Origin of the sequence: Roseburia sp. 1XD42-34, assembly GCF_009917385.1 — a bacterium.
Classification (GTDB): domain Bacteria; phylum Bacillota; class Bacilli; order Bacillales; family Amphibacillaceae; genus Virgibacillus.
Map to the genome: position 1 here is coordinate 14,304 of NZ_QWLJ01000038.1, position 14,958 is coordinate 29,261.

13 protein-coding genes are annotated in these 14,958 nt (G+C 38.8%); 8 read left to right on the forward strand and 5 right to left on the reverse strand.

What is annotated here, in order from left to right; all coding sequences use genetic code 11:
* Nucleotides 1-6: 6 nt before the first annotated feature.
* From dhaL to D1839_RS16125, 3 genes are all read left to right on the forward strand, one after another.
* Complete coding sequence (gene dhaL, locus D1839_RS16115; RefSeq protein ID WP_120380865.1) at nt 7-633, forward strand: dihydroxyacetone kinase subunit DhaL; 627 nt, start codon at nt 7-9, stop codon at nt 631-633.
* The gene (dhaM, locus tag D1839_RS16120; RefSeq protein WP_120380866.1) at nt 630-1,010 is read left to right on the forward strand and encodes a dihydroxyacetone kinase phosphoryl donor subunit DhaM; all 381 of its coding nucleotides are present in this window, start codon (nt 630-632) and stop codon (nt 1,008-1,010) included. The genes dhaL and dhaM overlap by 4 nt, the downstream gene beginning before the upstream one ends.
* 249 nt (nt 1,011-1,259) lie before the next feature.
* Nucleotides 1,260-2,207 carry a threonine ammonia-lyase gene (locus tag D1839_RS16125; protein ID WP_120380867.1) on the forward strand — a complete coding sequence of 316 codons (948 nt, stop codon included), beginning with the start codon at nt 1,260-1,262 and terminating at the stop codon, nt 2,205-2,207.
* Between the two features lie 218 nt (nt 2,208-2,425).
* Here the strand turns inward: D1839_RS16125 and D1839_RS16130 are convergent, their stop codons facing one another.
* The 4 genes from D1839_RS16130 to D1839_RS16145 all read right to left on the reverse strand — a co-directional run bounded on the left by D1839_RS16130 (nt 2,426) and on the right by D1839_RS16145 (nt 7,939).
* Entirely contained in the window at nt 2,426-3,880 is a 1,455-nt protein-coding gene (locus D1839_RS16130; protein WP_120380868.1) for a carbon starvation CstA family protein, read from the reverse strand.
* Nucleotides 3,881-4,607: 727 nt separating this feature from the next.
* Nucleotides 4,608-5,336: a LytR/AlgR family response regulator transcription factor gene (locus D1839_RS16135; protein ID WP_120380869.1), complete on the reverse strand. Its 729-nt coding sequence runs from the start codon at nt 5,334-5,336 to the stop codon at nt 4,608-4,610.
* Nucleotides 5,333-7,084, reverse strand: coding sequence for a sensor histidine kinase (locus tag D1839_RS16140; RefSeq protein ID WP_120380870.1), 1,752 nt, complete (start codon nt 7,082-7,084; stop codon nt 5,333-5,335). The genes D1839_RS16135 and D1839_RS16140 overlap by 4 nt, the downstream gene beginning before the upstream one ends.
* Before the next feature lie 405 nt (nt 7,085-7,489).
* Nucleotides 7,490-7,939, reverse strand: coding sequence for an Lrp/AsnC family transcriptional regulator (locus D1839_RS16145; RefSeq protein WP_077301772.1), 450 nt, complete (start codon nt 7,937-7,939; stop codon nt 7,490-7,492).
* Nucleotides 7,940-8,399: 460 nt separating this feature from the next.
* Here D1839_RS16145 and D1839_RS16150 point away from each other — a divergent pair, with 460 nt between their 5' ends.
* The 3 genes from D1839_RS16150 to D1839_RS16160 all read left to right on the forward strand — a co-directional run bounded on the left by D1839_RS16150 (nt 8,400) and on the right by D1839_RS16160 (nt 11,884).
* Complete coding sequence (locus D1839_RS16150; RefSeq protein WP_120380871.1) at nt 8,400-10,013, forward strand: gamma-glutamyltransferase family protein; 1,614 nt, start codon at nt 8,400-8,402, stop codon at nt 10,011-10,013.
* A gap of 765 nt (nt 10,014-10,778) precedes the next feature.
* A complete protein-coding gene (locus D1839_RS16155) occupies nt 10,779-11,360 on the forward strand; it encodes a chromate transporter (protein ID WP_120380872.1) in 582 nt (193 codons plus the stop codon).
* Nucleotides 11,357-11,884, forward strand: coding sequence for a chromate transporter (locus D1839_RS16160; RefSeq protein ID WP_120380873.1), 528 nt, complete (start codon nt 11,357-11,359; stop codon nt 11,882-11,884). Before D1839_RS16155 ends, D1839_RS16160 begins: the two co-directional genes overlap by 4 nt.
* Before the next feature lie 203 nt (nt 11,885-12,087).
* Here the strand turns inward: D1839_RS16160 and D1839_RS16165 are convergent, their stop codons facing one another.
* The gene (locus tag D1839_RS16165) at nt 12,088-12,876 is read right to left on the reverse strand and encodes an HAD family hydrolase (RefSeq protein WP_120380874.1); all 789 of its coding nucleotides are present in this window, start codon (nt 12,874-12,876) and stop codon (nt 12,088-12,090) included.
* A gap of 215 nt (nt 12,877-13,091) precedes the next feature.
* Between D1839_RS16165 and D1839_RS16170 the strand changes: the two genes are divergently transcribed.
* A complete protein-coding gene (locus tag D1839_RS16170) occupies nt 13,092-13,598 on the forward strand; it encodes a sensor histidine kinase (protein WP_120380875.1) in 507 nt (168 codons plus the stop codon).
* A 418-nt stretch (nt 13,599-14,016) separates the two neighbouring features.
* Complete coding sequence (locus D1839_RS16175) at nt 14,017-14,301, forward strand: hypothetical protein (RefSeq protein WP_120380876.1); 285 nt, start codon at nt 14,017-14,019, stop codon at nt 14,299-14,301.
* Nucleotides 14,302-14,958 lie beyond the last annotated feature (657 nt).

Consider the following 14,958-nt stretch of genomic DNA (forward strand, 5'->3'; position numbering starts at 1 on the left):
TGAAACATGCAATTAGATGTGAACAAAACGATTCAATGGATGCAACTAACGAATGAGAAGATGCAAGCAAACAAAGATTATTTAACGACTTTGGATCAACCAATTGGGGATGGCGATCATGGAATTAATATGGCTAGAGGTTTCCAAGAAGTCGCTTCCAAATTAAATGAAGGCACGTATACGAACATATCTGATGTATTAAAAGATGTAGCAATGACTTTAATGTCTAAAGTTGGCGGAGCATCAGGACCTTTATTTGGAACTGCCTTTCTCAAATTATCCACCAAGTTAAAAGGTGAAGAGGCTGTAAAACAAGATATATTTGGAACAGCATTAACTGAAGCGGTAAGTGGTTTAAAGCAGCGTGGAAAAGCAGAAGAGGGCGAAAAGACAATGGTAGATATGTGGGCCCCAATTGCGCAATTTTTTTTAGGAGATTCCAATGTAACAGCTGATGGGTTACTCTCTAAGGCTGAATCAGCTTTAGCAAACATTAAAGAAATGACTGCAACCAAAGGACGAGCCGCCTATTTTAAAGACAAAACAGTCGGACACCAAGACCCAGGTGCGGCATCTACTTATCTTATTTTTGAAGCTTTAGCAGAAGTATGGAAAGGAGACAGCGAAAGATGAGCTACGTGGGTATTGTATTAATTTCTCATAGCCATAAAATCGCAGAGGGAACAAAAGAATTAATTCAGCAGGTAATGAAGAATGTCCCCATTGTAGCTGCTGGAGGAACAGAGGAGAACGAGATTGGCACAAGCATAGAAAAAATTAATGCAGCGTTGGAGCAAGCGAATAAGGGAAAGGGTGTACTCTTATTTTATGATCTTGGTAGTGCAAAAATGAATGCAGAAATGGCGATCGAAATGGCTGATCGTGAAGATGCAAAACTAGTCGAAGCACCCATTGTAGAAGGGTCATATGTTGCCGCAGTGGAGTCGGGTATGGGGAAAAACATAAACGATGTCTATGAAGCTGTACGTAGTTCCTTCCCTGAAAAATAAGTTCCAAAAACGCAAGCAGCCCTCTTAGGTAGTGTAAGGGGGCTTTCGTTTACCCGTTATAAATGTAAGACCCTGGCTTAAGGAGCAGGATAATCTGTACTGCAACAATCTAAGTAGGGATAATAGCACCTAAATTCTGGATTCTTTCAAGGGGCTTTAGATCATATCCTTAGCGGTACTAACGATCAACGTAGAAGAAAATAATATTCACTGGCGAAGTTTCACTTTAACAAGCATGGGGGAGATGCAATGATTTCTTTATCTGATGTGAGGGTGGCAAGAGAGAATGTTTTTCAAGTGGTAAAGGCGACTCCAATTCTTCAATCTGCACAATTATCCAACAGATGCGGTAATCGCGTTTTTTTGAAAGCGGAGCATCTTCAAAAGACAGGGGCTTTTAAAATTCGTGGGGCAGCAAATAAAGTAAAACAGGTTGTGGGAAAGGGCGCTACCTTTGTAACGGCAGCTTCCTCCGGTAATCATGGGCAAGCAGTTGCCTACATTGCCAAGAAACTAGGCATACGTGCAACGATTGTCGTACCGGATGATGTCATTCAAAATAAGCTTGCTGCAATCCAAGCGTATCATGGTGGTATCGAAAAGTGTGGTCGAACCCCTTCTGAACGGTTACGACGTGCCGAACAATTAGCTTCCGAAGGAGGTGGGGCTGTGATACCACCTTATGATGATCCACTTATTATAGCGGGACAAGGAACCATCGGTCTGGAACTACTGGACCAGTTGGACGAAATTGATATCGTTGTTGTGCCAATTGGCGGTGGGGGATTAATTTCTGGTATCTTAACTGCGATAAAAGAAATAAAACCATCCGTCAAGGTAATTGGGGTTGAGCCTGAAACAGCTAATGATACATGTATTTCATTGCAAAACGGAGCCATCACGAGTATTTCCCAAACAGCGACTGTTGCTGATGGCTTAAGAGCAACTCAACCCGGTAACTTGAAGTTACCAATTGTGCAACACTATGTAGACGATATTGTTCTAGTAAGCGAGGAACAAATAAAGGATGCAGTAAGATTTGTGTTAGAAAGAATGAAACAATTAATTGAGCCTTCCAGTGCAGTTACAGTAGCTGCGGCAATCTACGATAAAATCGGTGCTTGCGAAAAAAATATCGTATGCGTCATTTCAGGAGGTAATGTAGATCTTTCACAGCTTGCTAAGATGATGGTGTAGCACATTACGAGAAAAAGTCGCTGAAAAGAACTCGTATCACCTGTGAAATTGATACGAGTTCTTTTCAATTTTTATATGGATTTATTTCCTAAAATAGCCATATATGGCTTGAAGTTAGGTCGTACAAATAACGATTGTTATCAATATTTTTGTTCTGCTATCAAACTACGCACAATTTATTTTTTGGTTTTTGTACCTTTATTTCATTCCATTCCCTGTTAAGCCACTTTAGAGGTAGAGACTGAAATGGTTTCTTCAATCTCCATGTTATTTTTCACATTTTGCCGTGCATATTTGTAGAACAAGGCAATAATACCAATTGTTATCACTGCGCTTAGTATATAAGTAATGTTCATTGGTATTCTAAATCCAATTGGCGCATTAAGAATATATGCTGTCGTAACATAGGTCATAAAAATACCTGGTACCATGGCCACCCAATAATTCTTTTTTGCAATAAATAAGTACATCGATGCTACCCATAATGCGATAACTGCTAGAGATTGATTGGCCCAGGAGAAATACCTCCAAAGCAAAGTGAAATCCATATTAGTTAGAATAACAGAGATAGCGAATAATGGTAAAGCGATGATCAATCGTTTAGTAATTTTCTTTTGCGATACATGAAAGTAATCAGCTATAATCATGCGTGCACTGCGAAATGCTGTGTCCCCAGATGAAAGCGGGAGAAAAATGATGGATAATACAAGGACAGATCCTAAGATGGAACCGAGCATCATTGTACCTACTTCACTTACAATACCCCCTGTCCCGATGGTATTAATTAATTCATTTAGCGTAACTGTCTCGCCAAATAAGCTCATTGCTGCAGCAGCCCATACCATAGCAATAATACCTTCTACAATCATCATGCCATAAAAAACACTTCTTGCTTCTTTTTCATTTTTCGTTGTTCGGGCAATAATTGGCGATTGTGTTGCATGAAAGCCAGATAAAGCACCACAGGATATAACTAAAAATAATAATGGAAAGATAGGCGTTTTTTCCGGATGCAAATTGGTTAATGATACTTCTGGAATAGGTGCTTGGTTGATAATAAGGCTAATTCCTAACGCTAATGTTCCAACAAGCAAAAACGCACCAAATATAGGAAATAGCTTACCTATCAGTTTGTCTATTGGTAACATAGTAGACAGAATATAGTAACCAAATATGATAACTACAAGTGCAGTGAGTGCAATAGTTTCATTTACTAAATCAAAAATTAGACCAGCGGAAGAGCTGACAAAAACGGTTCCTACCAATAATAAAAGAAGTACAGAAAATATGTTCACTATGTGTTTCATGTATTTGCCTAAAAATTTACCGGCTAGCTGCGGAAGATGTGCTCCTCCATTACGAATCGAGATCATCCCTGTTAAGTAGTCGTGAACAGCACCTGCAAATATACATCCTAAGACGATCCAGAGAAAAGCTACAGGACCATATAATGCTCCCATAATTGGTCCGAAAATTGGCCCCACCCCTGCGATACTAATCAACTCAATCATGGCATTTTTATTCCTTTTGAGTGGCAGGTAATCGACGCCATCCTGCTTCGTAATAGCTGGTGTCGGGCGATCTGGTCGTACTCCGAAAACCTTTTCAATAAACTTCCCATATGTGAAATAACCTACAATTAATAGTATAATTCCTCCTAGAAATGTAAACATTCCAAGTCCTCCCTTTTGTGGTGAATTCGTTTACATTAATAATGTAATATGAAAACGCTTGAATAAGGGTTTTTTTTGATAACATGTCTATTTGTTATGCTAACATGTTTATATTTAGACTAAACATGGGATAGGGAAAAAAATACAAGGATAAATGTTTTTTCAATTTTCACTCAAACAGGCTACCTTTAGAAGCAGAAATAACGCCATTTGAATTAGGGGAAAGGGCTCACCCGATAGAGGAGACATCCGCCATAGTTGGGGGCTAGCCCGCCGAAGAAGGCAGGCTGCACGTCGGAGTAGTAGATTCGCCCTGCGAAGCACACATGTTGCTCATCGAAGTAGTAGATTCACCCTGCGGAGCACACATGTTGCTCATCGAAGTAGTAGGTTCGCCCTGCGAAGCAGACAGGTGTCCGAGTAATCGAGAAAGTCGCTCGTCGCGGTTGGTATGTAACTCATCGAAGCTAGAAAGAACTCGCGATATACATCGAGAATTTTTCGCTAAGTGTTATACATATGAATAAGCGTAGATTACCCTACCAGAATAATTGTAAACATCGGCTATTTCCTTGTGAACGTCGTTTTTAAGCATAAACAATCCAGCTTTATGGATCATTATATAAATTAAATTATTGTAAGGATTTCTCTGTAGTTCGATCTCTTTTAAACGAAGTTAAACAGCCCTCTCCCAAGAGAGGGCGATTGCGTATTGTAATTTTAAAAATTAAAGCTCCAACTGGTCACGTAATTCTTTTACGTAATTTCTACTAACTGGTAAAGGTTCATCTCTTCCAGCTATATGTAAATTATAGGCACCATTAAACCATGGAGTAAGTTGACTAACGTAATTTAGGTTAACTAAATAACTTTTATGAATACGAAAAAAATGAAAGGCATTTAATCGCTGCTCCAAACCCTTTAATGTTTTTTTGGTATAAAATGCATTGGATTTGGTAACGATTTTTAGTTGTTTCTCTATGCTTTGCACGTAGAGGATTTCAGTTGGATCCACATAAAAGACGCCATCTTCATTTTCGATGCCTAATTTATTAGCAGCTTCCTGCTCTCTTTCTTCCGGACCAAATAACATTTTTTCAATTCTAGAAATTGTTTGCTCTAACTGATTTTCGTCATATGGTTTTAATAAATAATTGACCGCTTCATATCGGAAGGCTTGAACAGCAAATTGAGGATATGCCGTAGCAAATACTAATAAAGGCGGATGCCTCAATTCCATGAGTGAAGCTGCTGCTTCCATCCCATCCATTCCAGGCATTTCTACATCTAGAAAAACAAGGTCAGGTTTCTTTTTCATCGCTTCTATAATACAAGACTCTCCAGAGTTTGCTTGACCAACAATTTCTACTTTAGGATAAGCAGCCAATAAGTAAATTAGCTCTTCCCGGTTTAATTTTTCATCATCAACGACTAATGCTTTTATTATACGTTTCATGACTCTTCCTCCATATGGTATTCTCTAGCTGGAATTAAAAATTGAACACTAGTTCCTTCGTTTATTTTGCTAGTAATAACTAATTGAGCTTGTTCGCCGAACTTCATAGTAAGTCGGCGATTAATATTGTATAATGCCATCCCTGTTCCAATGTTGGATGAAACAACTCTTTTTCCAATAAGTTGGATTTGTTCTTCTTGTATTCCCTTTCCGTTATCTGTTACAGCTATCTGGATAGACTGCCCTTCTTTTGAAATGTGTATATGAATATGTGCAGCTTCTTTTTTATCTTTTAACCCGTGTTTCATAGCATTCTCCACAATAGGTTGCAGGATTAATGGAGGAACGGTTTCCTGTAAGCAGCTTTCATCAATGTGATAGGTAACGTGCAGTCGATCATGGAAACGTGTTTGCTCAATATCCAAATAAGCCTGGACATGCTTTAATTCTTGCTCAATCGTAATTTCCTTCTCGGTCGTTACGGTTAAGTTTTGTCTTAAAAAATGGGATAGAGATACAAGCAATTTTCTTGCTTTCATTGGATCAATTCGCACAAGCGAAGTAATTGTGTTTAATGTATTAAATAGAAAATGTGGTCTGATCTGTGCTTGTAGTGCATTTATTTCTGACTCTCTTGCTAATTGCAACGCTTCTTCCGCTCGAGCAATTTCCAATTGGTTGCTTAGCAATTTGGCAAGCCCGCTTACCATTTCCTTTACCAAGCGATTAATATCTTCCTTGGAACGATAGTAAAATTTTAATGTACCAATGGTTTTTCCGCGTTGCTTTAAGGGGGCCACAACAACTGCCTTTAAAGGACAATTATCTTGACTACAATGAATTTGTTGATCCGAAGCAACGATTAGTTTACCTGATTGAATCGTATCTCTCGTTATTTGTGTTTGAATTTGATTACCTTGTTTATGGTGGTCATCACCTAAACCAACATGCGCTAAAATTACCTTATCATTCGTCATGGATACAGCAATAGCATCCATCTCTTGGTATAATATGTCACAGGCTGCCTGAGCTGTTCTTTCATGAAGTCCTTTTCTTAGGTGAACTAATGTCTTATCAGCAACACGTAAGGTTAATTGGGCCTGGCTAGCTCCAACCTTTTCTTCCTCTTTAACGACTACTTGAATAATAAGCATAAATAGTGCTCCACCAAGCCCATTTGCAATAACCATAGGCAGCCCAATAACTTCTACTAGTGAGACGTTCTTCACAAATGGTCTTGATAACAAGAGGATAAGCAACATCTGAATAATTTCTGCGGTTGCTGTAATTGTAAATACTTTAGGTAACGAATGATAGCGTTGTTTGTTGTGAAAATACCCCGAGAAGATACCTGCTATGATCGTAGCTATACCACAGCTAAGTGCAGTATAGCCCCCAAGCAAGAGGCGGTGGACACCAGCAATAATTCCTGCTCCCAAACCAATCTTATATCCACCTAGAAGTCCTGCTACTACTACTCCAATTACTCTAAAGTTTGCAATGGCTTCATCTGGTTCAATACCAATGCGCCAACGCTCGATTTCGGAAGTGCCAGTATTAAAAATAAGTCCTGTATACGTACCAATTATTCCAAACAACCCAAAAAATAGCATCGCCTTATATTGTTGGCTTTGGCTTAAGGAGTGTTTGGAAATCATATTGCGAAAAAATTGTAATCGCGTTAGTAAAAATGCAATCATCACGATAATGCCGAGTCGCTCTAGCATCATGACAAGAAGATCAAACATAAGATAGCCTCTTTCCATCTAATTAAAGGTTGTTAGAAAAATCACAAGAAATTTAAAACGGTGACTAAAATAATTTAGACAGGGTGAAGGAGCGTATTATAACAACTCTCCAAGACGCTGAACGATTGGTAGGCATTTGGTAGAAAATGAAATGTCTTTTTTAAGAAGATAAGAAAGTGTGCTTGTGGGTAACGAAATAACCGACTAATCACGTCCGACTCCATCGCCTAGCAACTAGACGAGTTTAGAAATGCGCCCGACGATAAGTCATCATTTGTTCATTCTCTCACCAAAGTGCTTTTATCTTCGCTGAGTTGTTCCATTGGCTACGTTGCTAAACGTGCGCTTGCACCTTTGTCGCTGCAACGCTCTCTAGTCAGATTAGCTAGTAATCCATTGAAGAACCTACAGTTTGAAGCCAGTCCTGCTTTTAAAACGTTTTAAAATAATCGAACTCTCTACACGAGTAATACCACTCACCGAGTATAATTCTTTATTGATAAAAACTTCTAATTTTTGAAAGTCTTCAACGAGAACATGCATATGCAATGTACTGGGACCTGTCATTTGATAAATGCTTGCTACTTGAGGGTTATCTGCTAAGTTTTGCGCAACCTCCTGTAATTGCATAGGTTCCACATCTACTTCAAAAAAAGCCGAAACTTGCTTGCCAAATTTTTCAGAGTTAATCACAACAGAAAATTTTTCAATAACGCCTTTATCTTTTAAATTTTGAATCCTGTCTTTTACCGCTACCCGGGATAACCCAACTTTTTCTGCAAGCTCTACGTATGATAACCTTCCATCTTCAGTTAAAGCTGCTAATAATTTCTTGTCAATATGATCCAATTTCATATAAGATACTCCTACTCTTTTATTTTGTATCTGTATCTAGTTTAACAAAAACGGTTATCTAAGAAAATTATCTTGTAGAAGATGTTTAGTAAGAGTACTCCTGTTTTATGTCTAGTATTTAGAGAGGGGATTTTATAAACAGTACTATTCACAATAAAATGTAATAACAAAATGAAAGTCATTTATTTCATATTGTTGTATATAGATTAAATTTCGCTGTTAAAAGTTTATTTTTGTTATTGATTAGTATTGACAACTGTGTAAATGTTTATTATCATTTATTTAATTTAAAGAAAATACAGAGTTTTAGCTTCTAAATGGATTTCGATTTGAAATTATAATACATATATAATTTTCACACATACCATTCTGGAAAATGAACGTTAAAAATGATGGGTCTGTTTTTAAAAATAGTAAGTATGAAAGTCTCTAACTATCGTAGAAAAGGAGCTCATTAGCTATGGATTTTTTTCAAAACCAAACATACCCATATGCTGTCCCACGACAAGCTACGTATGCACAGAAGGGGATGGTGGCAACTTCTCAGCCATTGGCTTCACAGGTAGGACTCGAAATATTAAAAAGAGGCGGAAATGCCATTGATGCTGCAATTGCAACGGCAGCTTGTCTGACTGTGGTGGAACCAACATCGAATGGGATAGGAGGCGACGCTTTTGCATTAGTTTGGACAAAAGGGAAGCTGCATGGCTTAAATGCTAGCGGAAAATCACCTGAAAGTATCTCCATTGAAGCCGTAAAAGCATTAGGGTATGAGGAGATGCCAAAATATGGCTGGGTTCCGGTTACGGTGCCTGGTGCTCCGGGAGCATGGGCTGAATTATCGAAAAGGTTTGGTAAGCTGTCATTTCAAGAAGTGTTACAGCCTGCTATTACCTATGCTAGAGAGGGTTTTCCGGTATCGCCGATATTAAGCAGGTTCTGGAAAAGAGCTTATCAAGCTTATAAGCAACATTTTACTGACAACATATACCGAGAATGGTTTGCAACGTTTGCTCCTAAAGGGAGGGCACCTGTAGCTGGTGAATTATGGCATTCACCGAATCACGCTAATACGTTACAAAAAATTGCCAATAGTTATGGTGAATCTTTTTATCATGGAGAATTAGCAGAGCATATAGCGCAATTTTCTGAACAAAGTGGTGGATTTTTAAATGGGCATGATTTAGCTAATTATCATGTAGAATGGGTGGATCCAATACATGTTAATTACCGGGACTACGATATTTGGGAAATACCTCCAAACGGTCAAGGGATTATTGCACTTCAGGCACTCCATATTTTAAAGGGATTTCAATTTGTTGAAAAGGATTGTGTAGAAACGTATCATAAGCAGATTGAAGCTATGAAACTTGCATTTGCAGACGGTCAAAAGCATATAACTGAACCTGCATTCATGAGATATTCTGTGAATGAAATGCTAAGCGAGGAATACGGTGCCATTCGTAGGGAATTAATAAAAGACCACGCAATGCAACCACAAGCTGGGGAGCCTGCACTTAGTGGTACGGTTTATTTAGCTACGGCTGATCGAGAAGGGAATATGGTATCATTTATACAAAGTAATTATATGGGATTTGGCTCTGGTTTGGTGGTACCGGGAACAGGTATTGCATTGCAAAATCGAGGGCATAATTTTTCCATGGATAGCTCTCATGTAAATGCACTTGCTGGAGGTAAACAGACGTACCACACGATTATTCCGGGCTTCATGACTAAAAAAAATCAGCCAATTGGTCCATTTGGGGTGATGGGAGGATTTATGCAGCCTCAAGGACATGTCCAAGTTATCATGAATTCGCTTGACTTTCAATTGAATCCACAAGCTGCATTAGATGCCCCGCGCTGGCAATGGATGAAGGATAAGCGAATAGAAGTGGAAGGCCGCTTTCCGCATCATATCGCTTTGGAATTAGCTGAAAAAGGGCACGAGGTTCAGGTTCAACTAGAGCCGAACAACTTCGGAAGAGGGCAAATTATTTGGAGGAACCCAGATACTGGTGTATTAGTTGGTGGAACAGAGTCGAGAACAGATGGCACGATTGCAGCATGGTAATCGGAAAATAGAATGCTTAAGCTATGTATTTAAAGCAATGATTCTGTTTAACTACAAACAGTGGAATATAGATATTGCCAGCTATTCCCATTAATAATGTCGGTTAGTTGAAGTTAATTATAGAACGGATATTGGAGCGTTAGGATGCTTTATGGGCCTATTGATCTTTATCGTGTGGGTTGAGTAGTTTGGTTCTTATTATAGAGATTTTGTATTAAAATAGCCATTATTTAAGGCTAGGGGGGAGTGATTTTGATGGTCTGAGTGGGTGACTTTTCGTTTGAAATGAGCGTCTTAGGTGTTGAAACGAGCGCGATTTTGCCGAGTAGTGAGCGCCTATGTTGGAGTATCGGGCGAGGTTATGCGAGTGGCGATTGCCTACATCGTTGTATCGAGCATGATTTGCTGAGTACAAAGAGCCTATGTCTGTGTAGCGAGCAAGACAATGCGAGGGATGAGCGAATTCAGATGTATATAGCCCTTTTTCCCCTCAAGTAACGGGAAATGTTGCGGTCTCTTCATGCTACGTGGCAACTCCAAGAGGATAAGCGGAAAGGTCCTACTGCAAGTCAAATATCTAATTCTTTTACTTGCTATTAGAACGGTTATGCTTTTGCAGCACTAATTAACCATCAGTGAAGAGATCAAGAACACTCCATTTGATTAAAGTTTAACTATATCTAAAAGTACTTATTTTCTTCGACCACGTCGGTTAATTTACTACGTTTGTTTAGGTACACAATTTTAAAAAAAGGTACGTGAAATATGAAATTACATTGGAATATTTTTATAGCTTTTTTTCGAGTTGGTATATTGGGCTATGGCGGTGGTCCTAGCTCTATTCCACTCGTTCATAAAGAAGTAGTCGATAAATATAAATGGATGGGTGATGAAGAATTTGGTGATTTGTTAGCACTTGGAAATACATTGCCCGGACCTATTGCTACAAAACTTGCTGGTTACATTGGTTATCGTGTTTCTGGGGTTCTGGGGATGCTTAATGCGGTGTTAGCGACAACTTTACCTACTATTTTTTTGATGATTTTGTTGTTATCTTCGCTTTCATCTATGAAGGGATATGATTGGGTGCATGGAATGACAGCTGCAGTTATTCCAGTTGTCGGGGTCATGCTTGCGGTCTTGACGTGGCAATTTATTCAAAAAGCTGGCCAAGGTATGGGGTGGTTTTCAACAATAATCATGTTAATCGCCGTCTTCATTTTGTTGGAAATATTGCATCTTCACCCGGGAATTCTCATCGGAGCATTATTAATTTTGGCACTTGTAAAGATAGGTGGTAAAGAAGATGAAGCACCTCCTTCTGAAAGAGATGGTGATTCTTCATGATTTATTGGGAAATATTTCTCGCTTTTTTTATTCCTGGAATATTAGGCTATGGCGGAGGTCCTGCTTCTATCCCACTAGTAGAAAATGAAGTCGTCTCTCGTTATGGATGGATGGATGTACAACAATTTAGTGAAGTTTTAGCGCTTGGTAATTCCTTGCCTGGACCGATTGCTACAAAAATGGCAGGGTATATCGGCTATGAGGTCGGTGGACCGCTAGGAGCATTCGTCGGTGTGTTTGCGACTGTAGCGCCCTCCTTACTTTTGATTCTTATTTTACTAAGCGTATTATATAAATACAAAGACTCGCCAAAAGTAAAACGGATGACACTATATGTCAGACCAGTAATCGGGGTTCTGCTAGGTATTATGGCCTGGCGCTTTTTTGGTGAATCCTATGCGAATATAGGATTCTTCCAAACAGCATTTTTAACTGTTGTCAGCTATTTATTGATGGAAAAGTTCAAATTACACCCTGCGTTTGTCATTAGTGGTGCATTAATTTATGGAGGCTTTCTGCTCTAGAAGGCTCTTTATATTATTGTCCAAGTAAAAATGCTGTGTACACAAAGTGGCATGAACTCATACAGATAGGTGCGTTGTGAGTTATTGAAATTAGAAGGGAAAAAGTTAAGCACTCCCATTCTTACAGGCAATTACCACTTTAACGGTATCTATACAAAAACACATTCTGTGGTTATATCGTCTTCCACAGAATGTATCTCATTTTATTTTACGAGCCCAAGTTGTTTAAGTCCGTTATAAATGCCAGCGTCTTCTACAGAAGTAGTTCGGTGTTTGGCATAAGCAAACAAGTCTGGGTTACTGTTCCCCATTGCAAAGCCATCTCCTACCACTTGTAGCATTTCTTTATCATTCATTCCATCACCGAAAGCAATCGCTTGTTCAGGTTGAATATCCAAATATTGGAGTACTTTTTTGATTGCTTCTCCTTTATTAACTTGCTGACGAATGATGTCATAGCAGTTAGAAATCCCATTTACGATTACTTCCGATAAATGAAAGTCTGGATTTAAGTTTTCATAAGCTTGTACTTGGCTAGGTTGAACATTGATGATGGATGAGCCGAGGATTTGATTATGAACGGTTTCTGTTAAGAGATAATTGTTTTTTAGCTGAAACACTTCAGCAAATTCTCGGGTTACAGGGCTTGAAAGTGAAGTGAAATAGTTTTTATTTTTCGTATAACAAACTAATTCGTGGTCACTTTGTTTAGCTAGAGCTAGAAATTGTTCGAATGTAGCTTGATCCATTGGTTTATCGACAAGAATGTTGTTTTCATATTGCGCATATGCTCCATTATAGCCTATGAACCCTTCTACGCCTAAATCTTCCCCTAGCTCTGTCACTTCATGTAATGGTCTTCCAGTGCAAATAAAAACAAGTATACCTTGCCTCTGGACTTGCTGGATGGCATCTTTTGTAGAGGGGGTATACGTATGATCCGGTGTTAAAATGGTTCCGTCAATATCCAAGAATAGTGTTTTGTAAGTCATGATAAGCAGATTTCTCCTTTATGGGTTTTTAAAGACCTCATCCCATCTATTATCGAAACGAATTTAGTATTTGTCAACCAATTCAAGCACTGCCGTATAAGAGGGGGTATGTCGATGTAATACTGGACGGTTTAGTGTTAGATAGACGAGACCAAACCGCTTATTTACAAGTGATTTAAACGAGGTTACTAGCATTATATTGATTCGTTCAGGATTTGTTTGACCTTGCTCAATTAGAATCGGGTAATGTTTCATTTTCCCAGGAAATTGTTTCTTTAAAAAAGTTGTTTGTCCATCTTTGTAATCAGTTTAAACTAGATGTAGAAAATGCGGAACTGGATTATCAATGGGCGATGGATAGACATTTGGATACTGGTGAATGGTTAGTTGAGGTTGATGTACAAAGAATGGAACAGGTTATGGCGAGTTTGATATCTAATGCGATCAAACATACGAGTGAAGGAAGTATCTCGATAGGATTAGCATTAGAAGCAGATCGGGTGATTTTTAGCGTGGCAGATGATGGGGCAGGAATCTCAAAATCAGAAATCAATTATATATTCGACCGTTTTTACAAAGAAAATAACCAGCAGAAGCAACAGGCGCATGGGTTAGGACTAGCCATCACTAAGGAAATTATTCAACAACATAATGGGAAGATATGGGCTGAGGTGAAAAAGGAAAGGGGAGCGTTTTTAACTTCTCTATACCGATTTTCTTAAAGGATGATTATTAAGCAGAGATATAACATATGGTAATGACTAGTTTTCTTTTTTCCATAGGATAGGAAGGGATAACTATGGACAAAATATTTTAACTCGTATACGAGGCGATGTAAGGCTTCTGCTTCAAGAGTTAGATCATCTGTACTGCAACAATTCTAAGTGAGTGATAACAGCTTAAATGCACTATTTTCGTAAGCGGTCTTAGGTCATACCACTATGGTACTACCATTCAGTAGGGATGAAGGACATCTTCCACTGCTGGAAGCTCCACCCTGTATATGGAAATAAAACAGGGAAAAGAATATTTTAAAGGTACTTCATGAAAACGCCTTCGAAAAATAGCTGGACTTATTGACTTTATATCTGTTCAATTGTAGACTATATTCAGCAGCTATTTATGTATGAGGTGAGAGAAATGTTTCAATCGGTGCTTACAATTGGTGCAATATTAGTAGTAGCAGTAGTAGTACTTAGTCTGATACTGCTAAAGGCGACATCAAAGGACAGCTATACAGGTTACTTTCCTGGAATTATTGTAGGGCTTGCGGGTTTAGTATTTCTTATGTTAGCTGCCGCAATCGATAAAGTAGAGATTATGGGCGCTGGTTTAGGGGGATGGGGCATTGCATCATTATTTGCTGCAGCGATTGGCCTCATTATTACAGCGTTGACAGACACTTTTGCACATGCAAAAGCATAACAAAAAAGAGCGGGGAAACCCGCTCTTTTTTGAAAGATAAGAACGTATAAAAATTGTTGCTTTTGGGATACGGACTTAACAGAAGAGCCACGTCCGGCACATGAGCCCAGCAACTAGGCAACTTCATGAATCACCCTACGATAAGTCATCATTGGTTCGTGCCTCACCATGATTCCTAAAACTTTAGTTGTTTCGTTCCAGTCGCTACGTTGCTAAACGGGCGCTTGCGCCTTTGTTCTATCAAAATAAAATTATAAACGGTGAAGCTGGATAACTAAAGTATTCACATTAAAGGCGAATGCTGCTCTAAATTAGCCTGGACAATATACGTAAACTTTTGCTCGGGGAGAGACGTTAATGAGACTCTCATAGTGCGATGAGCGTAGTACACACACCAGTCGATCACGGAAAGCAAATTACATTTCTTGAGCGATTATAGTATCACGATCATTTCTTGATAGTTCCCATTTTATGAAACAGGTCTTTAGCTAGGCTTAGAGATTTGCCTAGACACGGATCAGCTTTACAGAAAAACTCCCGAGGATTTTTTTCTACGTGACTAGGTTATTTATACTGTGCATGAACAGCTTTAACGTAGCAACAGAATATTGTTAATCAAGATTATTGAGCAACTAATATCGTTTGTGCAAATGGATA

What these genes read in the sequence shown, in the direction of transcription:
- dhaL (WP_120380865.1), top strand. Translation starts at nt 7, where the DNA reads ATGCAATTAGATGTGAACAAAACGATTCAATGGATGCAACTAACGAAT.
- dhaM (WP_120380866.1), top strand. Translation starts at nt 630, where the DNA reads ATGAGCTACGTGGGTATTGTATTAATTTCTCATAGCCATAAAATCGCA.
- D1839_RS16125 (WP_120380867.1), top strand. Translation starts at nt 1,260, where the DNA reads ATGATTTCTTTATCTGATGTGAGGGTGGCAAGAGAGAATGTTTTTCAA.
- D1839_RS16130 (WP_120380868.1), bottom strand. Translation starts at nt 3,880, where the DNA reads ATGTTTACATTTCTAGGAGGAATTATACTATTAATTGTAGGTTATTTC.
- D1839_RS16135 (WP_120380869.1), bottom strand. Translation starts at nt 5,336, where the DNA reads ATGAAACGTATAATAAAAGCATTAGTCGTTGATGATGAAAAATTAAAC.
- D1839_RS16140 (WP_120380870.1), bottom strand. Translation starts at nt 7,084, where the DNA reads ATGTTTGATCTTCTTGTCATGATGCTAGAGCGACTCGGCATTATCGTG.
- D1839_RS16145 (WP_077301772.1), bottom strand. Translation starts at nt 7,939, where the DNA reads ATGAAATTGGATCATATTGACAAGAAATTATTAGCAGCTTTAACTGAA.
- D1839_RS16150 (WP_120380871.1), top strand. Translation starts at nt 8,400, where the DNA reads ATGGATTTTTTTCAAAACCAAACATACCCATATGCTGTCCCACGACAA.
- D1839_RS16155 (WP_120380872.1), top strand. Translation starts at nt 10,779, where the DNA reads ATGAAATTACATTGGAATATTTTTATAGCTTTTTTTCGAGTTGGTATA.
- D1839_RS16160 (WP_120380873.1), top strand. Translation starts at nt 11,357, where the DNA reads ATGATTTATTGGGAAATATTTCTCGCTTTTTTTATTCCTGGAATATTA.
- D1839_RS16165 (WP_120380874.1), bottom strand. Translation starts at nt 12,876, where the DNA reads ATGACTTACAAAACACTATTCTTGGATATTGACGGAACCATTTTAACA.
- D1839_RS16175 (WP_120380876.1), top strand. Translation starts at nt 14,017, where the DNA reads ATGTTTCAATCGGTGCTTACAATTGGTGCAATATTAGTAGTAGCAGTA.